The following is a 24,432-nucleotide window of genomic DNA, read 5'->3' on the forward strand; positions in this document are numbered from 1 at the left end:
AACGTCATCATGCGCCTGGACCTCATCAGGACCCACCTGCTCGAATTCATCAACAAGGGCTTCCCGGCCCGTCAACTGCGCCGGTTGGCCGCTCGCGACCTGCTGCGTGGTTCGGCGGCCGGGAGGCAGGCGCCCAATGCACTGACCTCGGGGTTGCTGGAGTGGTCCGCGCTGGAACCGACATCGGTGCTGGAGCGCCTTGCAAGTCGACGTGACGGCCTCAACGAGACCGAGGCGGGCGAACGCCGCCAGCGCGACGGGCTCAACGAAGTGGACCAGGACCGCCCCATCGGCGCCTGGATGCACCTGTGGTACTGCTACTGCAATCCCTTCAACCTGCTGCTCACCGTACTGGCGACCATTTCCTGGCTCACCGAAGACGTCGAGGCCGCGGTGGTGATCGGCAGCATGGTGGGTATTTCCACGCTGCTGCGCTTCATCCAGGAGAAGCGCTCCAACCGTGCGGCCGAGAAGCTCAAGGCGATGGTCAGCAACACCGCCACGGTGTTCCGCAGTGCCGAAGGCGATGGCCCCGCGCTGCGGGTGGAAGTGCCGATCCGCGAGCTGGTTCCCGGCGACGTGCTGTGGTTGTCGGCGGGCGACATGGTCCCGGCAGACGTACGCCTGCTCAGCGCCAAGGACCTGTTCGTCGGCCAGGCCGCGCTCACCGGCGAATCGCTGCCGGTGGAGAAGTTCGCCCAACTGCGCGACGCCCGCCAGGGCAATCCGCTGGAGCGTGACAGCCTGTGCTTCATGGGCACCACGGTGGTCAGCGGCTCGGCCCTTGCGGTGGTGATCGGTACCGGCCCGCGCACCTATTTCGGTTCCCTCGCCGAGCGGGTGATCGCCAGCGATCCGACGCCGACGGCCTTCCAAACCGGCGTCAACCGGGTCAGCTGGCTGCTCATCCGCTTCATGCTGGTGATGGCGCCGGTGGTCCTGCTGATCAACGGCTTCACCAAGGGCGACTGGCTGGAGGCCGCGCTGTTCGCGCTGTCCATCGCCGTCGGCTTGACCCCGGAAATGCTCCCGATGATCGTCACCTCGACCCTGGCCAAGGGCGCGGTGGTGCTCAGCCGGCGCAAGGTGATCGTCAAGCGCCTGGACGCCATCCAGAACTTCGGTGCCATGGACATCCTCTGCACCGACAAAACCGGCACCCTGACCCAGGACCGCATCGTCCTCGAGCGCCACACCGACGCCTTTGGCCAGGTGCAGGACCGCGTGTTGCAGCTGGCCTTCCTCAACAGCCACTACCAGACCGGGCTGAAGAACCTGCTGGATGTCGCCGTCCTCGAGCACGTCGAACTGCGCCATGCGCTGAAGGTGGACAGCCGCTTCCGCAAGCTCGACGAGATTCCCTTCGACTTCGCCCGCCGGCGCATGTCGGTGGTGGTCAGCGAACGTGAGGACAACCACCTGCTGATCTGCAAGGGCGCGCTGGAGGAGGTGCTGTCGGTCTGCACCACGGTGGAGACCGCCGACGGCGTCGAGCCGCTCACCGGGGCGCGTCTGGAGAGCATCCGCGCGGTGGCCGATGGGCTTAACCAGGAAGGCCTGCGGGTGGTCGCCGTGGCCACCCGTGAGCTGCCGCCCACCCGCGATGTCTATGGCGTGGCCGACGAGAGTGATTTGTGCCTGGCCGGCTACATAGCCTTCCTCGACCCGCCCAAGGAAACCACCGCCCCGGCGCTCAGGGCGCTGGCGGAGAATGGCGTGGCGGTGAAAGTGCTGACCGGCGACAACGACCGCGTGAGCCTGAAGGTCTGCCGTGATGTGGGGCTGTTGGTCGAAGGCGTGCTGCTGGGCCCGCAACTGGACGAATTCGACGACGCCGAGCTGGGCGAACTGGCCGAGCGCACCACGCTGTTCGCCAAGCTCACTCCCAGCCACAAGGAGCGCCTGGTGCGGGTGCTGCGCGAGCGCGGCCACGTGGTCGGTTTCCTCGGCGACGGCATCAACGATGCGCCGGCCCTGCGCACGGCGGATATCGGCATCTCGGTGGATTCGGCGGTGGACATCGCCAAGGAAGCCGCCGACCTGATCCTCCTGGAAAAGAGCCTGATGGTCCTGGAGGAGGGCGTGATCGAAGGGCGCCGCACCTTCGCCAACATGCTCAAGTACATCCGCATGACCGCCAGTTCCAACTTCGGCAATGTGTTCAGCGTGCTGGTGGCCAGCGCCTTCATTCCGTTCCTGCCGATGCTCCCGCTGCAACTGCTGGTGCAGAACCTGCTCTACGACTTGTCGCAGATCGCCATTCCCTTCGACCATGTCGACGACGAACTGCTGCGCAAGCCGCAGCAGTGGAACCCGGATGGACTGGGGCGCTTCATGGTGTTCTTCGGGCCGATCAGCTCGATCTTCGACATCGCCACTTTCCTTGTGCTCTGGCACGTGTTCGGTGCGAATTCACCGGCGCACCAGACGCTGTTCCAGTCCGGCTGGTTCGTCGAAGGTCTGATCTCGCAATTGCTGGTCGTGCACATGATCCGCACCCGGCGCATCCCTTTCCTGCAGAGCCGCGCCGCCTGGCCGCTGCTGGGCATGACCCTGGTGATAGTCGCGGTGGCGATCTCCCTGCCCATGGGGCCGCTGGCGCATTCCTTCCGCATGGAGGCGTTGCCGCTGGGCTACTGGCCGTGGCTGGCAGCGATCCTGCTGGGCTACATGGCGCTGACCCAGACGGTGAAGGGCTGGTTCGCCCGGCGCTATGGCTGGCAGTGAGCGAAACGGAACCAACGTGCGAACCCGATCATCGCTGGTCACGCGAGTGCCGGGTTCACTACACTCACGGCATCCGTCTTCTCCTGCTGTGAGTCGTGATCTTGCCTTCGCAAGCCCATCGCCTGCCGTTGCCTCCGCATGCGCGCCTGAAGCGCCTGGTCCTGTTGGGTCTGGCACTGGCCAGCGTGCCGCTGGCCGCCTGCGAGAAGACCCTGCGCTGGGATGACGACCCGCCCTTCAGCATGCAACTGCCCGATGGCCGCGTCGGCGGGCTCTATGTCGATTTGAACCGTGCCGTGCTGGAGCGCCTGGGTTGCGAGGTGCGGATGATCAAGCTGCCCTGGGCGCGAGCGCTCAAGGAGCTGGAGCTGGGCCGCCTCGACGTGCTGCCCGGCGCCTTCCGCAAGCCCGAGCGCGAGGTCTACGCCTGGTTCTCCGGCACGGTGTTGCCACCCTCGCGCAACATCCTCTTCGTCCGTCGCGGTCTGCCCCAGCTCGACAGTCTGCGACAGCTTTCCGACCTGCCCGGCCGCGACTTTCGCCTCGGCGCGCAGATCGATGTGTCTTACGGCGAACCTTACCGTCAACTGATGGCCGACCCGGGCTACGCCGCGCGGGTGTTCTTCAACCCCAGCCGCAGCAACCTCTGGCACATGGTCGACAAGGGCCGCATCGACGGCATCATCGCCGACGAGCACAGTGGGCAGTACGAGCTGCAGCAGCTGGGGCTGGCCAGGCGTATCGAGCCCACCGGAGTGGTGGTGTCAGCGGAGTCGGCGGAAGTCGCTTTCAGCAAGCGCACCCAGGACGAGGACTTTGTCCGTCGCTATGCGCAGACGCTCAAGATGCTGGTGGAAGAGGGAGAGGACCGGCGCATCCTGCAGCACTACGTCAGCAATTGACGCTCAGGGCTTGCGCCAGAGATTGGTGCGTCGCGCCTTGGCCTCGTGTTCCTCGAATTGGTACTGACCGACTTCCTCAGGTGTCTGCGCGTCGCTTTGCCGCCAGCGTGCGAGGCCGATGCTTAGCTGTGCCCGGCCGATATCCAGGGTGTGGCCGCAGTTCGGGCATTCCGCCGGGGTGATCCAGACCGCCGCGCGCAGACTGCCGTCGGGCAACTGCTCGGCGTGCTTGAGCGTGGCGCTTTTGCCCAGTGCGAGCTGCACCAGGGCCGCGCGGGAGCGCTGGCCAAAGGGCTGCTCCAGTTCGGGAGCGGTGACGCCGCGCAGGTGGATGGTGGTATCGCCGCCGTCCGCACGCTGGCAGGTCAGTTGATCGCCGCTGAACACGGCCGTCACCTGGCATTCCTCATCCGCGTAGGCGGCGAGGGGAAGGAAGGAAAATACGAGCAGTGCGGCGGGAACGAATCGCATGGAGCCTCCGGTGGACCTCCCCAGCATAACCGCTGGGAGCGTCCATCGGAGCCCCGTTGCAGAGCTTTTACTGGATCAGCGCCAACACTTGTTCGCTGTAGCGACCGCCAGCGGCCGCACCGACCGGGAAGATCGCGTCCAGTTCCAGCAGTTCTGCCGGGGTCAGTGCCAGGTCCACGGCGGCGACGTTCTCTTCCAGGTACTTGCGCTGCTTGGTGCCGGGGATCGGTACCAGGTGCTCGCCCTGCGTCAGCACCCAGGCCAGCGCCAGTTGCGAGGGCCTCACCCCACGGGCGGCGGCCAGCTCGGCGACCTTGTCCACCAGCAGCAGATTCTTCGCGAAGTTCTCGCCAGTGAAACGCGGGCTGGAGCGGCGGTAGTCGTCCTCGGCGAAATCATCCGGGCTCTTCAGCGCTCCGGTGAGGAAGCCGCGGCCCAATGGGCTGTAGGGGACGAAACCAACACCCAGTCGTTCGCAGGCGGCCAGCACGCCGTTCTCTTCCGGGTCGCGGGTCCACAGCGAGTATTCGCTCTGCAGCGCGGTGATCGGGTGGATCTTGTACGCGCGCTCCAGCGTTTCTGCCGAGGCTTCGCTCAGGCCCAGATAGCGCACCTTGCCCGCCTTCACCAACTCCGCCATGGCACCGACGGTTTCCTCGATGGGCACCTTGGGGTCGACGCGGTGCTGGTAGTAGAGGTCGATATGGTCGGTGCCCAGGCGCTTCAGGCTGCCTTCAACGGCCTGGCGGATGTATTCCGGGCTGCCGTTGGCGCCGCGCACCTGCGGCTGGTCCGGGGTACGCACGATACCGAACTTGGTGGCGAGGAAGACCTGCTCGCGCTTGCCTTTCAGGGCTCGGCCGAGCAGCTCCTCATTGGTGTGCGGGCCATAGATGTCGGCGGTGTCGAGCAAGGTGACGCCCAGCTCCAGCGCGCGGTGCAGGGTGGCGATGGATTCGGCTTCATCGCTGCCGGTTGTGTAGAAGTCGGACATGCCCATGCAGCCGAGGCCGATGGCGGAGACGACGGGGCCTTGCGAGCCCAGGCGGCGGGTCTTCATGCGGGATTCTCCAGGGTGGGTCAGGGGTAGGACCATTCTTGTTGTTTGTCAGGCGTGGATAAACCGGCGGATTGCGGTTTAACTATTCGGCCTGGATGAATAATCGGAGTGCACCATGGACCGCTTGCAGGCCATGCAGGTCTACACCCGCATCGTCGAACTCAAGGCCTTCGGCAAGGCGGCGGACAGTCTGCAGATGCCGCGCGCCAGCGTGACCCAGCTGATCCAGCAACTGGAGACGCACCTGGGCGTGCAACTGCTGCGCCGCACCACGCGGCAGGTCAGCGTCACCGCCGATGGCCAGGCTTACTACGAGCGCTGCGTGCGTCTGCTGGAGGACCTGGAGGAGGCGGAAAACTGCTTCTCCAATTCGTCCGACAACCCGCGCGGCAAGCTGCGTATCGACCTGCCCAGCTCGTTGGGGCGGCTGGTGGTTATCCCGGCGCTACCGGGGTTCTGCCGGCGCTATCCGCAGATCGAGCTCGAACTGAGCCTCAATGACCGCCAGGTGGACCTGGTGCGCGAGGGCGTGGATTGCGTGCTGCGCGCCGGCGAGCTGCCGGACTCCAGCCTGGTCGGTCGGCGCATCGCCGAGCTGGAGCAACTGACCTGCGTGAGCCGCGCCTACGTGCAGGAGTTCGGTTTGCCCGAGCATCCGGACCGCCTCGAAGGACATCTCGCGGTCAATTACCAATCAGCCTCCAGCGGACGCATCTTCGACCTGGAGTTTCGCTTCGACGGCCGGTTGCGCACCCAGCGGTTGCCCAGTCGGATCGCGGTGAACAACGCCGATGCCTACATCGCCGCCTGCCGCGCCGGCTTCGGCCTGATCCAGGCGCCGCGCTATCACCTGAACGAGGGGTTGGCCAGCGGTGAGCTGGTGGAAGTGTTGCGCGCCTGGCAGCCGCCGCCGCTGCCGGTCAGCGTGCTGTACCCGGTGCGCCGGCAGATGTCGCGGCGTCTGCGGGTGTTCTCCGACTGGCTCGGCGGCTTGTTCGCGGCCGGCATCGGCTGAGCGGTCGCTCGTCGGAAAGCCGTCGGGCACAGCTGCCCGAGTCACTGCGCTGGCTATGCTAAAGGCCGCCGTAGAGCGGTCCGTAGTCGCTGAAATTGCGGCGTTTCTTTTCAACCATTCCCTGAAGGAAACGACCAAATGAGCTTCGTCAAAGCGAAAGATGGCACTGAGATCTTCTACAAGGATTGGGGCAGCGGGCAGCCGGTGGTGTTCTCCCACGGCTGGCCGCTCAACGCCGATGCCTGGGACGCGCAGATGCTGTTCCTGGTGCAGAAGGGTTACCGGGTCATCGCCCATGATCGCCGCGGTCACGGCCGCTCGGGCCAGCCTGCCAAGGGCAATGACATGGATACCTACGCCGACGACCTCGCGGCGGTGATCGAAGCGCTCGATCTGAAGTCTGCCACGCTGGTAGGCCATTCCACCGGCGGTGGCGAGGTAGCGCATTACATTGGCCGTCATGGTACCAAGCGGCTTTCCGGCGCCGTGCTGATCGGAGCGGTGCCGCCGCTGATGCTCAAGACCGCCGCCAACCCGGGCGGGCTGCCGATCGATGTGTTCGACGGCATCCGCAAGGGCGTGAAGGAAGACCGCTCACAGTTCTTCAAGGACCTGGCAATACCGTTCTATGGCTACAACCGGCCGGGTGCGAAGCAGTCCCAGGGTGTGATCGACAACTTCTGGCTGCAGGGCATGACGGGCGGGCACCTGGGCCTTTACCTGTGCATCCGCGAATTCTCCGAAGTGGACTACACCGAGGACCTGAAGAAGATCGACGTGCCGGCGCTGATCCTCCACGGCGACGACGACCAGATTGTCCCCATCGGCGCTGCTGGCCAGCGTTCGGTGGAGCTGGTGCAGAAGGGCGAGCTCAAGGTCTACAAGGGCGGTTCGCACGGCATGTGCGTCACGATGGCCGACCAGGTGAACGAGGACCTGCTGGGTTTCCTCAATCGCTGAAGCGAAGTCGCCGGGGCCGCCTGGCCCCGGCTTTCGCAAGGCTTCAGCGATCGCTGGACTGCCCGCCGACAGTCTTGTTGATGGCGCTCAACGCTGTGTTGAAGCGCACGGTCTCGTTGAAGCTGCGGACGATGGCGCTGAAGCGCTCCTTGGCGTCCACCAACTGCTTGAAGCGTTCGGTGAGCTCGTGGTCCTTCTGCTGCAGCATCGTCTCGCGACCATCGAGCTCGGTATGGCGGACACGCATCTGCGCCAGCTTCCTCTCCAGTTGCTCCTGCTCCGCCTGCAGTACCTCCGAACGCTTGGCGGTGGCGCGGTCGCGGCTGTCGACGGTCTCCGCCAGCGACTGCAGGGTGGCGCTGCGTTCGGCCAGCGTAGCGGCTTGTTGTTCGCCCAGTCGGGCCAGCGCGGCCTTCTCCTGCTGCAGGCGTTGCTCCCATTGGCGCAAGGCTTCCTCTCGCTCATTAAGCAGGCGCTCGCGCTCATCGGCCTGTTCGTGGCGCGCGTCCAGCGTCTCGCGCTCTTTGATGGAATCCAGCCGCTGCTGTGACAACCCCTGGGCCATGCCGGCCAGGGAATCCAGGGTGCTCTGCACGTCCAGCAGGACGTTCTCGGTGTCGCTGGCCTGCGGTGACAGGGCTTCTGCCAGCAAATGATCTGCCGAGCCCAGCGAGCTGACGGGCGCGGTAACGGGCTCGCTGCTGGTCCGGCTCGCCTCCTGATGCAGGGTCTCGTTCAACTGGTTGAGCTGATCCAGGGTGTGCTGCGCGCTTTGTTGCTGTTTCAGGGCGTAGTCGGTGACGCCTGGCGAATAGCCGGAGGACTGGTCGGGGGCGGCACCGGGGAAGTCCGGCAACTGGCCGGGAGGCAGGTCGTAGAGTTGCGACAGGTGATCATCCGGATTGGCGAATGGGCGCTGTGGATCGGGCTGGCCGGCGCCTTCAGCCGGTTCCTTGGAGTTGCGGATACTCATGGTGGTCTCCTGGGGCTGTTGCTTCGAGTCGCCCGGCTGTATCAGGGGAGATGGACTGGGCCGCGGTGCAAGCAGGCTGCCCAGACGCGCGGTGAACTGGCGAACCCGTGCCATGGCGGGCAGCCGCTGCGGCAGGGCCGGAGCCTGGGTATTCATCTGTGCCTGCAAGGACACGGACGGCGCGGAGGAGGAGAATTCGAGCGGCTCTGACATGGCGGTACTCACGCGGAATGCTTGCGCTGGCTCGGGCGTCGGACTGCCTGGCCCGCTCTCCCGTGGGTAGCTGACGAGCGCCCAGTAGCAGTTTAGGTCGTGGTCGATGTTTTGCTGGGCTGAGCGGATTTGTGGCGCCGTGGGTGACGAACGGTGGGCTGTCAGCGGTGTTCCAGCACGTTTACCAGCGTCCCCAGCGGATCACGCAGAAAGAACCGGCGCACGCCCCAGGGCTCGATAGTCAGCGGATAGGTGATTTCATGGCCGGCCACGACGGCGCGTTCGTGTACCTCCTCGAGATTGTCCACCTCGATGGACAGGTCCGGCACTGGTGCGCCGGAGCCGCCTTCGCTGGCCAGGCTCATTTGTGCGAGCGCACTGTCGGCGCTGGCAAGGGTGATCAGCCAGCCGTGGTCCATCACCACGTCCAGGTCGAACAGCTCGCGGTAGAAACGCGCGACGTCGGCAGGCTTGCCAGTGGCGAGGTTGGCGACGATGCGGCGGACGGTCATGGCAGAACTCCGTGGCTGGAGTCCGCCAGCATAGCCGCTCTGTGTGCCGGGCGTGCCGGTGGCATGCGCCGACGGTGGATGCGGTAGAACTGGTAGATCACGCCGACCACCAGTGCCAGCGACGCGACCATTGCTGCCATCTGCACTGGCGGCCAGTGGCACCAGGCTGATGGCGGCATGCACGATACCCTGGGTGGAGAGGGGATTGGCCATGGGCAACATCTGCGCGGTGAGCGGACACTCTCTTACGAGCAGGGACGCCACGCATCCACAAGCCGTGCCGGGGCATGGAGGGGCGGGTGTGTTGTCTGGTTAGACGCAACCCGCGTGGCAGCAGACTCGTGCGGATTTCAGCCGACGAACGTCACAGGCGCTTGTTGAGCCAGCGCGCCAGGCGGTCGCCGCCGAACTGGATCAGGGTCACCAGCGCTACCAACAGGATGATCACGGTGAGCATTACCTGGGTGTCGAAGCGCTGGTACCCATAGCGGTAGGCGAGGTCGCCGAGACCCCCGGCCCCGATAGCGCCTGCCATGGCGGAGGAGTTGATCATGGTCACCAGGGTGATGGTGAAGCCGGCGACGATGCCCGGCCGCGCCTCGGGCAACAGCACGTTCCAGATGATGTGCCGGGGCTGGCAGCCCATGGCCTGGGCTGCTTCGATCAGGCCGTGGTCGACCTCGCGCAGGCTGACTTCGGCGATGCGCGCGAAGAATGGCGTGGCAGCGATGGTCAGCGGCACTACCGCCGCCCACACGCCGTAGCTGGTGCCGACGATCAGCCGGGTGAAGGGGATCAATGCGACCATCAGGATCAGGAACGGGATCGAGCGCAGCACGTTGACCACGCTGCCCAGGCCCTGGTTGAGCAGGCGCGCCTGGAAGATCCCGCCGGGGCCGGTGGTGACCAACACCAGGGCCAGCGGGATGCCCACCAGCAGGACGATGGCCGAGGACGCGCCGATCATCAGCAGGGTATCGAGCAGGCCTTGCAGCAGGCGATCAGGCATGGGTGAGCACCTCCAGGCGATCGGCGACATCGCGGGCACGTTCGAGCAGTTGCGGGGCACTGGAGGCAGGCGCGGCGACGCTCAGCAGCAGGCGGCCGAGGGCGCGGCCCTGGATGCGCTCGATGCCGCCGTGCAGCAGGCTGATACGGCTGCCGAGGGCTTGGGCGATAGCCAGCAGGTCCGGCTCCTGTTCGCGCGCGCCGGTGTAGTGCAGGTCGAGGATGACTTCATTGTCCGAGGGATGCTCCAGCCGTGCCAGCAGGTCCGGCGGCAGGTGCTGTTGCAGCGAGCCGAGCAGGGTACGGCTGACCTCGTGCTGCGGGTTGCCGAAGACTTCCCAGACGTCGCCATGCTCGACGATGCGCCCGCGTTCGAGCACCACCACGCGGTCGCAGATTTCGCGGATCACCGCCATCTCGTGGGTGATCAGCACGATAGTCAGGCCGAGGCGGCGGTTGATGTCGCGCAGCAGGGCGAGGATGGCCTGGGTGCTCTCCGGGTCCAGCGCCGAGGTCGCCTCGTCGCAGAGCAGGATTTCCGGCTGGTGCACCAGCGCGCGGGCGATGCCGACGCGTTGCTTCTGCCCGCCGGAGAGTTGCGCCGGGTAGGCGTGGCGCTTGTCTTCCAGGCCCACGAGCTGCAGCAGCTCGTCCACTCGCTCGGCGATGCGCGCCTTGGGCACGCCGGCCACGCGCAGAGGCAGGGCGATGTTCTGCGCGACGGTCTTGGCCGACATCAGGTTGAAGTGCTGGAAGATCATGCCGACTCGGCGGCGCAGGCCGACCAGTTGCTGAGCGTCGAAGGCGCCGATGTCTTCGCCGTCGATCAGTACCTGGCCGACGCTGGGTTGCTCAAGGCGGTTGAGGGTGCGGATCAGCGAGCTCTTGCCGGCGCCGCTACGGCCGATGATGCCGAACACCTCGCCACGGCGGACGGAGAGTTCGATGTCGCTGAGTGCCTCCACCGGGCCGTGATGGCCGGCGTAGGTCTTGCCCAGCCCGCGCAGGGCGATGTGCTGGGTGGCGAGTTCGAGATTGCGGTTGAAGCTGACCATGGTGGGGGCCTGTTCTGTTGGTGCAAAGGTGCGGTCAGAACGTAGGGCGCATAACCTGGAACAGGTTATCCGCCGGCGGCTGCACGGCGGATAACGCTGGCGCGTTATGCGCCCTACGAATGGGCGCGCGACCGTTGAGGGGGCGGACGCCGGCAGTGGTTACTGCCAGCCCGGCTGGTAGAGCGAGCCGTGGGCCTTGTCCAGCGCGGCGCGCACCTGCGGCGAGTGCTGGTAGAGATCGACGAACTTCTTCAGCTTGCCGTCCGGGTCCTTGTAGTCGTCACGGGTGACGAACTGGATGACGTATTCCTTGTTCTCGATGCCGTCGAACAGCAGCGCGCTGTTCGGATCGATGGTCCCGGCCAGGCGGATGTAGTGCGGGTAGCCCTGGGCGAGGTCCACATCGTCCAGCGCGCGCACCAGTTGCACGGCCTCCAGCTCGATGATCTGGATGTGCTTCGGATTGGCCACGATGTCGTCCAGCGTCGCCTTGTAACCCACGCCATCCTTGAGCTTGAGCAGCCCGGCCTTCTGCAGCAGCTGCAGGCCGCGGCCGCCATTGATCGGGTCATTGGCGATGGCGACCTTGGCGCCATCGGGCAGGTCGGCGATGGCCTTGTACTTGGTTGAGTACAGGCCGACGTTGTTGATGATCCCCGGTGCGAACGCCTTCAGGTGCAGGCCGCCCTCGCGATTGGCGTTTTCCAGGAAGGGCGTGTGCTGGAAGTAGTTGGCGTCGATGTCACCGTGGTCGAGGGTGATGTTCGGCGCGTTCCAGTCGGTGAATTCCACCAACTCGACCTTCAGGCCCTGCTGGGCGGCTTCCTTCACCGCCACTTCCAGCGGCGGGGCGAAGGCGGCGGTGGTGCCCAGTCGCAGGGTGTCGGCGGCCTGGGCGAGGCCGGCGGCGAGGAGGCCCAGGGAGAGGCCGAGGGAAAGCTTGAAGCGTGCATGCATGGCAACGAATCCTTATGGGTTTAAACGGAGAAGGCTGGAGTCGCTCCAGTGGCGGTTGCCTGGCGGAAGCTCGCGCCGACGTGCCGCGCGGGCAGTCGGGCGCGGTCGGCGCCGAAGAGTTTTTCCCGCAGGGTGCCGTGGGCGTAGGCGGTCTTGTAGGCGCCGCGGTTCTGCAGTTCGGGCACTACGAGGTCGATGAAGTCGGCGTAGCTTTCCGGCTCCACGGTGCGGGTCAGGTTGAAGCCGTCGAGGCCGGCCTCGTTGATCCAGCCCAGCAGCTCATCGGCCACCTGCACGGAGTCGCCCACCAACGTGGTGTAGCGGCCGCCGAGGGTGAACTGCTCCAGCAGCTGGCGCACGGTGGCGTCGGTGCGGGCGACGGTCAGGGCCTTGGTAGCGGACTCGATGGCGTTGGTCTTCTCGTAGCGGATCGGCTCGTCCAGCGCGTAGCGCGAGAAGTCGATGCCGGTGGTGCTGGCGAAGTGCGCCAGACCCGCCTCGGCACTGGCGAAGCGGCGGTACTCGGCGAGCTTCTCGCGAGCCTCGGCCTCGGTCGGCGCGACGATGACGTTGATGCCCATGAACACCTTGATATCGTCCGCGCGGCGACCGGCATCCACGGCTGCCTGGCGGATGCGGTCCACCAGCACGCGGGTGGCTTCGCGGGTCTGTGCCGAGACGAACACGCACTCGGCGTGCCGCGCAGCGAAGGCCAGCCCGCGATTGGACGCGCCGGCCTGGAACAGCAACGGCGTGCGTTGCGGCGACGGCTGGCTGAGGTGGTAACCCTCGACATCGAAGAACTCGCCGTGGTGGCGGACCTTGTGCACCTTGCCTGGCTGCGCGTAGACGCGGCGCTGGCGGTCGGCGAGCACCGCATCGTCTTCCCAGCTGCCTTCCCAGAGCTTGTAGAGCACCTCCAGGTATTCGTCGGCGCGGTCGTAGCGGCGGTCGTGGTCGATCTGCCGCTCCTGGCCCATGGCGCGGGCGGTGCTTTCCAGGTAGCCGGTGACGATGTTCCAGCCGATGCGGCCATCGCTCAGGTGGTCCAGCGTGGAGAGCCGGCGGGCGAAGGGGTAGGGCGCCTCGTAGGTGAGGTTGGCGGTGACGCCGAAGCCCAGGTGCTGCGTGGCGCCGGCCATGGCCGAGACCAGCATCAGCGGGTCGTTCACCGGCAGCTGGATGGCCTCTTTCGCGGTGAGCTCGATGCCGTTCTGGTAGACGTCGTAGACGCCGAGGATGTCGGCGAGGAACAGGCCGTCGAACAGGCCCTTCTCCAGCAGGCGGGCGAGGTCGGTCCAGTGGCGGAGCTTGTTGAAGTCGCTGGAACGGTCGCGGGGGTGGGTCCACAGGCCGTGGTTGATGTGGCCGACGCAATTCATGCTGAAGGCGTTGAGGAGGATCTGCTTCTGGGTCATGGAAAATCCTTGCGCGCGCGGCTCGGAAACGGCTCGGTGGCAGCCGCAGAGCGAATAACCCGGAACGGGTTATCCGCCGCCTTGGCGGATAACGCCCTGGGCGTTATGCGCCCTACGGTGCTGATTCCGGGGACGACTGGAGCGAGCGTTTTCCCCTCACCCCAGCCCTCTCCCGGAGGGAGAGGGAGCAGGCCGTGCCGGCTGATGCTGTGGTTTCTCCCTGCACCGATCGGTCCCCTCTCCCTCCGGGAGAGGGTTAGGGTGAGGGGCTCTTGCTGGCGCAAGATGCGGGGCATCAGATCGTCCCCCGGCGCGGCGGCAACTGGTCGTTGAGGTAGTAGTTGCCCACCGCGAAGTACTTCCAGCGCGCGGGGTCGTGCAGGGTGTGCACGCGGGCATTGCGCCAGTGGCGGTCCAGGCCCAGTTCGGCGAGGCTGGCTCGGCTGCCGCCCAGTTCGATCAGCTTGGAGCCCGCCAGCAGCGAGACCTCGGTGGTGATCGCCCGCGCCTCGGCCACGGCGATGGACGCGGCGGCGATGCTCTCGGCGGTCGGCTCGGCGGTGGCGGCGTCGAGTACGCGGCCCGAGCGATCCAGCAGCGCTTCGGCAGCGTGCAGGCGGATCGCCAGGCGGCCGATTTCGTTGATCGCCAGTGGGTCGTCGCAGGCCTTGTCCACGCCCGAGTCGATCCACGGCCGCGCCTTTTCGCGCAGGAAAACCAGCGCATCTTCATAGGCGCCACGGGCGATGCCGACATCGATGGCGGCATGGAGAATCTGCGCGAAGGGGCCGACCGTGGTCGGGCGCTCGAAGGCGCTCTGGAACGGCACGATGTCGTCCTCGTTCACCGGCGCGCCATCGAACACCACGCTGCCGCTGCCGGTGGTGCGCTGGCCGAAGCCGGACCAGTCGTCGATCACCTCCACGCCCTGGTTGTCGCGCGCGATGAAGGCGAACTGATGGATACCGTCATCGTCGATCACCAGGGTCGGAATGCGTTGCGCGTAGAGCGCGCCGGTGCAGTAGAACTTGCGGCCGTGGATGCGCAGCTGGCCGTCCTCGCGCTTGAGGCGGGTGGTGCGGTCGTGAGCGGTGCGCGTGCCGATTTCCGCCAGTGCATTGCCGAAGCGCACACCGGCCAGCACCTCGGCGAACAGGCGGGCTTTCTGTTCTTCGTTACCATTCACCCGCAACAGTTCGACGGCGTAGAAGTGGTTCTGCGGAATCTGTCCCAGCGAGCCATCCGCGGCGGAGATGATCGCGATCACGCGGGCCACCGTGACGCGGGAAACCCCGGCGCCGCCGTACTCGCGGGGCACGGTGATGCCCCACAGGCCGGAGCGGCTGAAGCGTTCCAGTTCGTCCCAGGGCAGGCGACGTTCACGGTCGCGGGCGATGGCGCCTTCACGGAAGTCGGCGGCCAGGGCGCGGGCGACGTCCAGGGCTTCGTCGTCGCTGCGGATGGTGTGGATGGGGCTGCTCTTCTGCAGGGGAGATTGTACGAGGCTGTTCATCGGCGCTCCTCAAATCCAGGAATGACGCGCGGGGCGGGCGCCGTTGAGGTGGTAGGCGCCGACCGCCTGGACCTTCCAGCGGACCGGGTCGTGCAGGGTGTGCACGCGGGCGTTGCGCCAATGGCGGTCGAGGTTGAATTCGGCGAGGGTGGCGCGGCTGCCGGCCAGCTCGAAGAGCTTCTCGCTGGCGGCCAGGCTGATCTCGGTGGTCAGCACCTTGGCCTCGGCCACGGCGATGGACGCGCGGGCGGCGGACTCGTCGTCGATGGGCCGCGCGCTGACCTCGTCGAGCACGTGGCCAGCGCGCTCCAGCAGCGCCTCGGCGGCGTGGAGCTCGACCTGAAGGCGGCCGATCTCGGCGATGGTGAAGGGCTCTTCGCTGGCCTGCTCGACGTTGGCGTCGATGAAGGGGCGGGTGCGCGTGCGGATGAAGTCGATGGCGTCTTCCACGGCGTTCGCCGCGATGCCTGCATCGATGGCGGCCTGGATCAGTTGCGACACGGCGCCCTGGATATTCGGCACATCGGCGAGGCGGCCATTGTGGATCACCAGCGAAGCCGCGACGGGGGCGTTGTCCAACAGCACGGTGCCGCTGGCGGTCGTGCGCTGGCCAAAGCCGGACCAGTCGTCGACGATGCGCAGGCCTTCCACGCCGCGCTCGACGAAGCCCATCACCGCGCGGCCGTCCTCGTCGATAGCCTTCACCGCGACCCAGTGGGCGAACAGCGCGCCGGTGGAGTAGAACTTCTCGCCGCTCATGCGGAACTGCTCGCCATCGCGAACCAGCCGCGCCTTGAGTTCGAGGGTGTTGCGGGTGTTGCGTTCGGGGCCGGCATTGCCGATACGCCGGCCATTGAGCACGCCGCCGAACAGCACGCGTTTCTGCGCGTCGCAGGCGACGTTGTCGATCACGTTGAGCAGGCCGAACTGGTTCTGCGGAATCTGACCCAATGCCGGGTCGGCGGCGCAGATCACGCGGAAGACTTCCGCCACAGTGGCGTAGGAGACCTGCGCGCCGCCGTACTTGCGGGGAATGCTGATACCGCCCAGGCCGAGGGCGGTGAAATGCTCCAGCTCGCGCCAGGGCAGGGCGCGCTCGCGGTCGCGGGCGGCGGCTCCGGGTTTCGCCAGGCGGGCCACTTCGTGGGCGGCGTCGATGGCCTGGGCGTCATTGTCGATGCGGCGCGCCGGGAGTTGCCGGGGCGCCTGGTCACGAAGGTCCTTGGGTGCGGATTCGTAGGTCATGCGTTGCCTTCTGTTTTTGCTTTTGTTGCCACCTGTGAGACCAAGGTCTTGCGAGCTAGAGCCAGGCAAGGCGGGCAGGGACTCGGAAGCGCAGTTCACTCCAGTGAATGAGCATTACGAGTCCCTGCCCAACGCGGCATGGCCGACGCGCAGCAGACCGATTCCGGAACTCGATCAGAACGCCGGAGCAATCTCGCCCTTGTAACGGGTCAGGATGAACTGGCGAACTTCCGGCGAATTCAGCGCTTTGGCCAGCTTCTGGATGCCTGGGTCCTGGATGTTGTCCGGACGGGCGACGAGGAACTCGGCGTAGAGGTCCTTGCCTTTCTCCACGATCAGCGCGCTCTTGGTGTCGATGCCGGCCTCCAGCGCGTAGTTGGCGAAGATGAACGCCAGGTCTACCTGCTTCACCGCGCGGGCCAGCAGGGCGCCTTCCAGCTCGCGGATCTTCAGGTGCTTGGGGTTTTCGGTGATGTCGCGCTCGGTGGACTGCGGGTTGGTCGGGTCCTTGAGCTTGATCAGGCCGCTTTCGGCGAGCAGCACCAGGGCGCGGCCGGTGTTCACCGGGTCGTTGGGGATGGCCACGCTGGCGCCGTCGGGCAGGTCGGCGAGGGATTTGTACTTGGTGGAGTAGGCGCCGAACGGCTCGATGTGGATGCCCACGACCGGCACCAGGTCGGTGTGGCGGGTCTTGTTGAAGTCATCGAGGAAGGGGCGGTACTGGTAGTAGTTGGCGTCGAGGTTCTTCTGCGCGAGCTGCAGGTTGGGCTGGATGAAGTCGGTGAAGACCTTGATGTCAAGGTCGACGCCTTCCTTGGCCAGTTCCGGTTTGACGAATTCGAGGATCTCGGCGTGGGGCACCGGGGTGGCGCCGACCACGAGTTTCTCCCCCGCGTGGGCGGAGAAGGCGACGACGGCTGCCAGGATGGCGATGGCCTTTTTCATGGGTGTTGCTCCTTGAACAGTAGTGGGTGGGCCGTCGTGGGGTGGACGTGGGGCCTTGATGGCAGCGGGGCCGGCTGCCGGCGGCTGGATCGTAAGTGCCGCTCCCGGGCGGGGAGTGGGCGGGGAATTCAGCGCCTCGTGTAGCGCGCGACGAGGCGGTCGCCGCTCATCTGCAGGGCCTGCACCAGCAGAATCAGCAGAGCGACGGTGATGATCATCACGTCGGTCTGGAAGCGCTGGTAACCGAAGCGGATGGCCAGGTCGCCCAAGCCGCCGCCGCCGATCACGCCGGACATCGCGGTGTAGTCCACCAGCACGATGGCGGTGACGGTCACGGCGGCGATCAGCCCGGTGCGCGCTTCCGGCAGCAGGGTGTGCCAGATGATCTGCCAGGTGCTGGCGCCCATCGCCTGGGTAGCTTCCACCAGGCCGCGGTCGACTTCGCGCAGGGCGGTTTCCACCAGCCGCGCGAAGAACGGTGTGCAGCCCACCACCAGCGGCGGGATGGCCCCGGCGACGCCCAGCGACGTGCCAGTGATCAGCGTGGTGACCGGAATCAGCACGATCAGCAGGATGATGAACGGCAGCGAGCGCAGCATGTTCACTACCACAGACAGTGCGCGGTACAGGCCGGGTTTCGCGTGCAGCTGGCGCTTGCCGGTGAGGTACAGCAGCACGCCCAGCGGCAGACCCAGCAGCACGGTGAAGGCCAGCGCGCCGCCGAGCATGGCGAGGGTGTCCAGGCAAGCCTGGGCGAGGTCGTGCCAGTCGAGGTTGCGGAACCAACCGTCCATTACTGTTCACCTCGTCGCAGCTTCGCGGCGCGGTGCGGAGAGCGCAGGCGGTCGCCTTGGCCGAACAGCTTGTGGCGCAGGGTGCCTTGCTCGTACTCGCGCTTGAACAGCCCGCGCGCCTGCAGTTCGGGCACCAGCAGGTCGACGATGTCGACGAAGGTCTCCGGCGCCACCAGGCTGGAGAGGTTGAAGCCGTCGACGTCGGTCTCCTCGACCCAGGCCTGCAGTTGGTCCGCCACGGTCTGAGGCGAACCCACCAGCAGCGGGCCGTCGCCACCCAAGGCGCAGTAGTCGGCGATCTCGGCGGCGGTCCACTGGCGCTCCGGGTCGGCGGCGCTGAAGGCGTCCACCGCGGACTGGATGGCGTCGCTCTGTACGTGGCGCAGCACCTGGTCCGGCGCATACTGGCCGAAGTCGATGCCGGTCCAGCCGGAGACCAGTGCCAGGGCGCCTTCGCGGTCGCTGTAGCGGCGGTAGTCGTCCAGTTTGGCCAGGGCCTCTGCGTCGGTCGGCGCGACGATCACGGTGAGCTGGTTCAGCACCAGTACGTCGCTGGCCTGGCGCCCGGATTCCACGGCGAGGCGGCGCAGATCGGCGACCTGGTCGCGGAGGATGCGCTTGGTCGGCGCGGCGACGAACACACACTCAGCGTTACCGGCGGCGAACGCCTTGCCGCGACTCGATGCACCGGCCTGGTAGAGCACCGGGGTGCGCTGCGGCGACGGCTGGCTGAGGTGGAACCCGGGCACCTCGAAGTGTTCGCCCTTGTGCTCGATCGGATGCACCTTGCGCGGGTCGGCGTAGACGCCGGTTTTGCGATCAGCGACCACCGCGTCATCTTCCCAGCTGGCTTCCCAGAGCTTGTAGCAGACCTCCAGGTACTCCTCGGCCAGTGCATAGCGCTGCTGGTGGTTGAGCTGCTGCTTCAGCCCCAGGTTGCGCGCGCCGCTGTTGAGGTAGGAGGTAACGATGTTCCAGCCGGCGCGGCCGCCGGTCAGGTGGTCAAGCGTGGAGATGCGCCGGGCGAAGGGGAACGGGTGCTCGAAAGACACCGAGGCGGTGATGCCGAAGCCCAGGTGCTCGGTGGCCGCAGCCATGGCCGGGACCAGTTGCAGCGGATCGTTGGCCGGCACCTGCGCGCCGGCGCTCAGGGCTGCGTCGGCGTTGCCGTGATAGACGTCATAGACGCCCAGCACGTCGGCGAGGAACAGCCCGTCGATCTTGCCGCGTTCGAGGGTTTTCGCCAGCTCGATCCAGTAGTGGATGTCGGTGTAGCGCGCGGCCTGCTGGTCGCGCGGGTGGCGCCAGAGGCCGGGCGACAGGTGGCCGACGCAGTTCATGGCGAAGGCGTTGAGGCGGATTTCTTTCATAGCGGGTACCAAAACGGTGAATAGGCCGTCGCGAGCAATCCGAGAGCAAGGCAGACGGAGCGCAGCGACGAGACATATCGAGTTTGATAGGCGAGGAGCGAGCACCGCCCAACGCAGCTATCGGTTCGCGCAGCAGGCGTATTCACCGTTTTCAGTTCCAGTCGTGGCGCGGCGGACGCTTTTCGTTCAACAGCCAGTTGCCGACCAGGTGGTACTTCCAGCGCACCGGGTCGTGCAGGGTGTGCACGCGGGCGTTGCGCCAGTGACGGTCGAAGCCATGGCGGGCAAGGGTGGAGCGGGTGCCGCCGAGTTCGAACAGCTTGTTCGTGGCGTCGATGGCGACTTCGGTGGTCAGCACCTTGGCCTTGGCCACGGCGACCGAGGCGCGGGCGACGCTGTCTTCGTCCGGCGCCGGGCGGGCCGCGTCCATTACCTTGCCGGCGCGTTCCAGCAGGGCATCGGCTGCTTCGATGCGGATGCCCAGCTCACCGACCTGGATGATGGTCAGCGGGTCTTCGCTGGCCTTCTCCACGCCGGCGTCGATCCAGGGGCGCGCCTGCTCGCGGACGAAGGCGATGGTGTCGCGCAGCGCCGCGCGGGCGATGCCGGCATCGATGGCAGCGGTGGTGATCTGCGCGAACGGGCCGGCCAGGGTCGGCACGTCGTAGGAGCGGTGCGTGGGGAATACGTTGAACGCCGGCACGCGCAGGCCTTCCACCAGCACAGTGCCGCTGGAGGTGGTGCGCTGGCCGATGCTGGCCCAGTCGTCGACGATCACCAGCCCCGGCGTACCGCGCGGGACGAAGGCGAGCTGGGCGTTGTTCTGCTCGTCCAGGCCGAGCACGCCGATCCAGTGGGCGTAGAGCGAGCCGGTGCAGTAGCCCTTGCGGCCGTCGATGACAATGCTGTCGCCGTCCTGGCGCAGGCGGGTCTGGATGTCCTGGACGTTCTTGCCGCCGGTTTCCGAAAGCGCGTTGGCGAAGCGGTTGCCCTTGAGCGCGAGGTCGAAGAAGAAGCGCTTCTGCTCGTCGCTGCCCTGCAGGCGGATGTCTTCCAGCAGGCAGTAGTGGTTCTGCGGAATCTGCCCCAGCGACGGGTCGGCGGCGGAGATGATGGCGATGACTTCGGCGAGGGTGGCGTAGGACACCTCGGCGCCGCCGAATTCGCGGGGCACGGTGATGCCCCACAGGCCGCTGTTGGAGTAGACCTCGACAACCTCCGGGGGGACTTCGCGGTTGCGGTCGCGCTCGGCGGCGCCCTCGAGCAGGAAAGCGGCGACCTTGTGGGCGACGTCGATGGCCTCGGCGTCGGAGCCGATCCGGTGCGCGTTGGGTTCGCGGATGTCGTAATGGGCGGATTCGGGGAGTTGGGGCATGGCAGTACAGCGACCTCGGCAGATGAATCGACCCGGCGTTCGGGTCTGTCTGTTCAGGTCATTGCACAAGCTGTGCCGAAAATATAAATCCTTTTAAATCAGTGGTTTGAGAGTTTTGTCCAACAGTTGCGGCGCTGGGCAGACAGCAAAGTGTTGGGCGGGTGTTGCTGTAGCAACAGCGTTGGAGCAGGGGCGTAATCGACAGGTCATGGATGGTCCGGCGGGTTCGCGAGCAAGCTCGCTCCTACGAAGAGCGCGCCGTGGCTGACTTGTAGGAGCGAGCTTGCTCGCGAACCACACGGTTCGGCGGTTTTTGCAGACAGACTTTGTTCCCGCAGGTGGACCGGCGATCTCAGGCCAATTCCTGACAAACATCGATCCAATCGGCCGCCACCAGCTGCGCCATGCGCTTTGGCTCGATCCTTACCGCGCTGTGCACCGCGCCGGCCGCCGGCAGCACCTCGTCGAATGCCTGCAGCGAGACATCGCAATACACCGGCAACGGCGTCGCCAGGCCGAACGGGCAGACGCCCCCTACCGGGTGGCCGGTCAGGGCTACCACGTCCTCGGCGCCGAGCATCTTGGCCTTGCCGCCGAACGCTTCCTTGAGCTTGCGGTTGTCCAGCCGCGCATCGCCGCGCGCGACCACCAGCACAGTGCGTTCGCCGACGCGCAGGGACAGGGTCTTGGCGATGCGGCCCGGCTCAACGCCATGGGCCTCGGCGGCCAGGGCAACGGTGGCGGTGCTGGTTTCCAGCTCAATGATGGCGATGTCGGGGGCCTTTTCGGCGAAGAAGGCGCGAACCGATTCCAGGCTCATGGGCGATGCTCCGTGTCGTGCGAAAAGGATTGAATCTAGGGAGCGTGAGCGGAGCTGTCCAGAGCGGGCTTTCGGTGTCCGTGGATGAGCAGGGTCTCGATGTCAGGTATGCCCATAGCCTGGTTGGCGTTCAGCAGTTCCAGGCGGGCGGCGAAAATTCTCAGCTCGCGGTCGGCCGCCTGCACCGCGCGGGTCAGCGTGGACAGCGGCACCGTGACCGAGTGCAGGGGCGGCGGCGGTGTGAAGGCCTCGCCCGGTCCGTTGAAATCGAAGCTGGCAGATTGGTTGTGGTGGTTGATATCGGGCGAGGGATGGCCGCTGTACAGGTATGCCCCTTTGCCGGCGGCGATGCGCTTCCAGCTGTGCAGGTCGCCCAGGTCGCTGCAGCATTGCGGGAACAGGACGTCGAGATCGCCGACCCTTAACACATAGCCGCCCGATAGCGGAGGAACCTGGCGCCAGTCCCCGGAGCCGTCCATGCCCTCGGCGCAATGCAACTGGATCAACCGCGAAATATCCATGTCGCTCAGCTCGGCAATACGATGGAACGCACTGCCCGGTAGATACGGCCGAAGTCGTGTGCTGAAGCCGTTGGCCCGCAGATTGCGCTCATGGTAATCACGCCAGCCTGCCACGTGCTCCCAGTACGGCCCGTGGGACGGCAGGGGAACGGAGTCGACCAGGTAGAACATTTCGATGACGGGGATGAGCTGGACGTGCATGGGAATGCCGAGAATTTTCCGAGTGGCACGTTCTAAATGCGTGGGTTCTTGGCGTCCATTGCGAAATTTCCCATATCGCCGCCGATTAACCCCGACCCGACCTATGCTCAAAGCCCCCGTAAGTCCGCTCGAAAATTTTTTTCGCGAGGTCTGTCGATCTACCGTCACGCCTTTCGACTACTAGTCAGGAACCGGAAGTAACCGGCCGCCACGCTGAAAATGACAACAAGAGGAGAAAGACCATGCGTTTCATGGTGATCGTCAAAGCCACCGCCGACTCCGAAGCCGGTGTGATGCCCAAGGAAGAGCTGCTCGCTGCCATGGGAGCCTACAACGAGGAGTTGGTGAAAGCGGGTGTGATGCTGGCCGGCGAAGGCCTGCATCCCAGCGCGAAAGGCGCGCGCGTGCACTTCGATGGCGCGTCGCGGCAGGTGCTCGACGGCCCATTCGCCGAGACCAAGGAGCTGATCGCCGGCTTCTGGATCATGCAGACCGCGTCGCTGCAGGAGTGCGTCGACTGGGTCAAGCGCTGTCCCAACCCCTTCGACGGCGAGTCCGAGATCGAGATCCGGCAGATTTTCGAGGCCGAGGACTTCGGCGCCGAATTCACCCCTGAGCTGCGCGAGCAGGAAGAGCGCCTGCGCGCCGAAATCGCCAGCAAATCCTGAGCCTGGAGGGTACCGCCATGTTGATGAATGCTTATCTGGTCTTCGACGGCAACTGTGAAGAAGCCTTCCGTTACTACGCCGAAGTGTTGCGCGCCGAGTTGCCGGCACTGATGCGTTTCTCCGATGCGCCGGGCTGCGAGGACATGCCCGAAGCGCTGAAGAACCGTGTGATCCACGTGCGCTTGGAGGTGGACGGCCACGTGCTGATGGGCTCGGACGCCTCCCCGCAATGCGGTCAGTACGAAGGCGTGAAGGGCGTTTCGATCACCCTCAACGTTGACTCCAAGGCTGAGGCCCGGCGCCTCTTCGAGGCACTCGGCAAGGGCGGCAAAGTCACCATGCCGCTGGAGCAGACCTTCTGGGCCGAGCTGTTCGGTGCCGTAGAAGACCGCTTCGGGGTGCCGTGGATGATCAACTGCGAGAAAGAGGCCTGAGCGCGCTCCGGAGCTGATCGCGGACGTACTTCGATCCTGCGGAAGCCCATCCTGGCGTCGGAGCAGCTGTCTTTTTATGGATAGGTCTGTGTTTGTGCTTCCCCTCACCCCAACCCTCTCCCTAGGGAAAGGGTGAGGGGCGATCCGAGCGCAGAGCTATCCAATAAGCGGACTCTGTCCGTGATCGCTTCACTCAGACGAGATCCCACCCGCTACGCGAAACCGCTCCGGCGTCGTCCCGGTGAACCGCTGGAAAGCCCGGTGGAAACTGGTGACGTGTTCATAGCCAAGCAGGAAAGCGATCTCCTGCAGCGCCATCCGGCTGGCCAGCAGGTAACGCTGGGCCAGCGCCATCCGCACTTCCAGCACGATTCCCTTGAAGGTCAGCCCGTGCTCGCGCAGTCGGCGCTGCAGCGTATGCGGCGGCAGGCGCAACCAGGCGGCTGTCTGCTCCAGGTCCGGCAGTGGGATGCGCGCATTCTGCAGCAGGTAGTAGCGCACATCGTCCGGCAACGCCGGGCCACGCTCGAAGCTGGCCAGCGTGGCCGCCCCCTGGGCCTGGCACAGCCGGCTCACTGACGGGTTGGCCGTGGAGAAGGGCTGGTCATGGAAGGACTTCGGCATCCACAGCTCGGCCTGCCCGGCATTGAAGTGGCAGGGGCCGGGGAAGAGCTCGCCATACAAGGCCGCGTGGACCGGCGGCGGGTAGGGCAGGTGCAGTTGCATGCCGGCGCAGTTCTCCAGGTCCGGCAGGCGTTGGCACAACCAGCGCCAGGTGCTGCTCAGCCATTCCTCGCAGAGGGCGATGCGCTCCACCTCGCCGAAGGGCGGCAGCTGCAGCGTCAGACGGATGTGCTCGCCGACTTCCTCGCGGTGGGTGTGGATTGGGTGTGGCATCAGGCTCGACGGCTGGCCGAGGGAGATGTCCCAGGAGCGCCGCAGGTTGGCCGCGCTGATCAGCGCGTAGCCGATCACCCCCAGGTCGTAGAGGTTGTAGCGCTGGCCCAGGCGCAGGAAGAAGTCGCTCGGGCCGAGCAGCCCGGCGGCCTGCTGCAGCAGCCGGTAATAGCGGGCGAAGTTCATCTCGGCGGCTGCCGCTTCGCTGCCAGTGGGCAAGCCGAGGCCGCCTAGCAGCGGCGCCAGGGCCGGCAGGGCGGGGCGGGCGCGCCATTCGTCGAGGAAGTGGCGAAACAGCTGGCGGGCGGCGTAATCGATGTCGAAGGACGCTGTGGGCATGGGCGGACTCAAGCTGTCGTCTAGTGCTAGCTAGTTGTC

23 protein-coding genes are annotated in these 24,432 nt (G+C 66.1%); 6 read left to right on the forward strand and 17 right to left on the reverse strand.

Annotation, left to right across the window (positions count from 1 at the left end; translation table 11 throughout):
• The first annotated feature begins 9 nt into the window (after positions 1-9).
• Positions 10-2,727, forward strand: a complete 2,718-nt coding sequence (mgtA, locus tag ACIPK7_RS23030; protein WP_401090416.1) for a magnesium-translocating P-type ATPase — start codon at positions 10-12, stop codon at positions 2,725-2,727.
• 95 nt (positions 2,728-2,822) lie between these two features.
• Entirely contained in the window at positions 2,823-3,629 is an 807-nt protein-coding gene (locus ACIPK7_RS23035) for an ABC transporter substrate-binding protein (RefSeq protein ID WP_192434494.1), read from the forward strand.
• Between the two features lie 3 nt (positions 3,630-3,632).
• Here the strand turns inward: ACIPK7_RS23035 and ACIPK7_RS23040 are convergent, their stop codons facing one another.
• Positions 3,633-4,100, reverse strand: a complete 468-nt coding sequence (locus tag ACIPK7_RS23040) for a thermonuclease family protein (RefSeq protein WP_401090418.1) — start codon at positions 4,098-4,100, stop codon at positions 3,633-3,635.
• A 67-nt stretch (positions 4,101-4,167) separates the two neighbouring features.
• The gene (locus ACIPK7_RS23045; protein WP_192434498.1) at positions 4,168-5,160 is read right to left on the reverse strand and encodes an aldo/keto reductase; all 993 of its coding nucleotides are present in this window, start codon (positions 5,158-5,160) and stop codon (positions 4,168-4,170) included.
• A 115-nt stretch (positions 5,161-5,275) separates the two neighbouring features.
• Here ACIPK7_RS23045 and ACIPK7_RS23050 point away from each other — a divergent pair, with 115 nt between their 5' ends.
• Together ACIPK7_RS23050 and ACIPK7_RS23055 are read left to right on the forward strand one after the other, a co-directional pair.
• Positions 5,276-6,175, forward strand: coding sequence for a LysR family transcriptional regulator (locus tag ACIPK7_RS23050; RefSeq protein WP_192434500.1), 900 nt, complete (start codon positions 5,276-5,278; stop codon positions 6,173-6,175).
• A gap of 138 nt (positions 6,176-6,313) precedes the next feature.
• Positions 6,314-7,135, forward strand: coding sequence for an alpha/beta fold hydrolase (locus tag ACIPK7_RS23055; RefSeq protein ID WP_192434502.1), 822 nt, complete (start codon positions 6,314-6,316; stop codon positions 7,133-7,135).
• 43 nt (positions 7,136-7,178) lie between these two features.
• On the opposite strand, the gene ACIPK7_RS23060 is transcribed toward ACIPK7_RS23055, so the two are convergent.
• The 14 genes from ACIPK7_RS23060 to ACIPK7_RS23125 form a co-directional block, all read right to left on the reverse strand.
• Complete coding sequence (locus ACIPK7_RS23060; protein ID WP_192434504.1) at positions 7,179-8,108, reverse strand: hypothetical protein; 930 nt, start codon at positions 8,106-8,108, stop codon at positions 7,179-7,181.
• 374 nt (positions 8,109-8,482) lie between these two features.
• Positions 8,483-9,046, reverse strand: coding sequence for a VOC family protein (locus ACIPK7_RS23065; RefSeq protein WP_225614963.1), 564 nt, complete (start codon positions 9,044-9,046; stop codon positions 8,483-8,485).
• A 151-nt stretch (positions 9,047-9,197) separates the two neighbouring features.
• Positions 9,198-9,872, reverse strand: coding sequence for a methionine ABC transporter permease (locus ACIPK7_RS23070; RefSeq protein WP_156160322.1), 675 nt, complete (start codon positions 9,870-9,872; stop codon positions 9,198-9,200).
• Entirely contained in the window at positions 9,835-10,896 is a 1,062-nt protein-coding gene (locus ACIPK7_RS23075) for a methionine ABC transporter ATP-binding protein (protein ID WP_192434506.1), read from the reverse strand. The genes ACIPK7_RS23070 and ACIPK7_RS23075 overlap by 38 nt, the downstream gene beginning before the upstream one ends.
• 159 nt (positions 10,897-11,055) lie before the next feature.
• Positions 11,056-11,853, reverse strand: a complete 798-nt coding sequence (locus ACIPK7_RS23080) for a MetQ/NlpA family ABC transporter substrate-binding protein (RefSeq protein ID WP_192434508.1) — start codon at positions 11,851-11,853, stop codon at positions 11,056-11,058.
• Between the two features lie 20 nt (positions 11,854-11,873).
• Positions 11,874-13,271 carry an LLM class flavin-dependent oxidoreductase gene (locus tag ACIPK7_RS23085; protein WP_401090422.1) on the reverse strand — a complete coding sequence of 466 codons (1,398 nt, stop codon included), beginning with the start codon at positions 13,269-13,271 and terminating at the stop codon, positions 11,874-11,876.
• A 295-nt stretch (positions 13,272-13,566) separates the two neighbouring features.
• The gene (locus ACIPK7_RS23090) at positions 13,567-14,784 is read right to left on the reverse strand and encodes an SfnB family sulfur acquisition oxidoreductase (RefSeq protein ID WP_401090424.1); all 1,218 of its coding nucleotides are present in this window, start codon (positions 14,782-14,784) and stop codon (positions 13,567-13,569) included.
• Positions 14,785-14,793: 9 nt separating this feature from the next.
• Complete coding sequence (locus ACIPK7_RS23095; protein ID WP_401090426.1) at positions 14,794-16,029, reverse strand: SfnB family sulfur acquisition oxidoreductase; 1,236 nt, start codon at positions 16,027-16,029, stop codon at positions 14,794-14,796.
• Positions 16,030-16,203: 174 nt separating this feature from the next.
• Positions 16,204-16,974, reverse strand: coding sequence for a MetQ/NlpA family ABC transporter substrate-binding protein (locus tag ACIPK7_RS23100; protein WP_401090428.1), 771 nt, complete (start codon positions 16,972-16,974; stop codon positions 16,204-16,206).
• Positions 16,975-17,102: 128 nt separating this feature from the next.
• Positions 17,103-17,768 carry a methionine ABC transporter permease gene (locus tag ACIPK7_RS23105; protein WP_192434518.1) on the reverse strand — a complete coding sequence of 222 codons (666 nt, stop codon included), beginning with the start codon at positions 17,766-17,768 and terminating at the stop codon, positions 17,103-17,105.
• Positions 17,768-19,138 carry an LLM class flavin-dependent oxidoreductase gene (locus tag ACIPK7_RS23110; protein WP_401090430.1) on the reverse strand — a complete coding sequence of 457 codons (1,371 nt, stop codon included), beginning with the start codon at positions 19,136-19,138 and terminating at the stop codon, positions 17,768-17,770. Before ACIPK7_RS23110 ends, ACIPK7_RS23105 begins: the two co-directional genes overlap by 1 nt.
• Before the next feature lie 151 nt (positions 19,139-19,289).
• Positions 19,290-20,513 carry an SfnB family sulfur acquisition oxidoreductase gene (locus tag ACIPK7_RS23115; protein WP_401090432.1) on the reverse strand — a complete coding sequence of 408 codons (1,224 nt, stop codon included), beginning with the start codon at positions 20,511-20,513 and terminating at the stop codon, positions 19,290-19,292.
• Between the two features lie 352 nt (positions 20,514-20,865).
• On the reverse strand, positions 20,866-21,333 hold the full coding sequence (locus ACIPK7_RS23120; RefSeq protein ID WP_192434524.1) for a YbaK/EbsC family protein: 468 nt from the start codon (positions 21,331-21,333) through the stop codon (positions 20,866-20,868).
• Between the two features lie 35 nt (positions 21,334-21,368).
• The gene (locus ACIPK7_RS23125; RefSeq protein WP_192434526.1) at positions 21,369-22,055 is read right to left on the reverse strand and encodes a hypothetical protein; all 687 of its coding nucleotides are present in this window, start codon (positions 22,053-22,055) and stop codon (positions 21,369-21,371) included.
• 242 nt (positions 22,056-22,297) lie between these two features.
• Between ACIPK7_RS23125 and ACIPK7_RS23130 the strand changes: the two genes are divergently transcribed.
• Both ACIPK7_RS23130 and ACIPK7_RS23135 read left to right on the forward strand, forming a co-directional pair.
• Positions 22,298-22,723, forward strand: coding sequence for a YciI family protein (locus tag ACIPK7_RS23130; protein ID WP_192434528.1), 426 nt, complete (start codon positions 22,298-22,300; stop codon positions 22,721-22,723).
• A 17-nt stretch (positions 22,724-22,740) separates the two neighbouring features.
• Positions 22,741-23,157, forward strand: a complete 417-nt coding sequence (locus ACIPK7_RS23135) for a VOC family protein (protein WP_024765484.1) — start codon at positions 22,741-22,743, stop codon at positions 23,155-23,157.
• A gap of 189 nt (positions 23,158-23,346) precedes the next feature.
• Here ACIPK7_RS23135 and ACIPK7_RS23140 read toward each other — a convergent pair whose 3' ends face one another.
• Complete coding sequence (locus ACIPK7_RS23140; protein ID WP_192434530.1) at positions 23,347-24,393, reverse strand: AraC family transcriptional regulator; 1,047 nt, start codon at positions 24,391-24,393, stop codon at positions 23,347-23,349.
• Between the last annotated feature and the right edge of the window lie 39 nt (positions 24,394-24,432).

It is taken from the genome of Pseudomonas sp. NPDC086581, assembly GCF_044746165.1.
Classification (GTDB): Bacteria; Pseudomonadota; Gammaproteobacteria; order Pseudomonadales; family Pseudomonadaceae; genus Pseudomonas.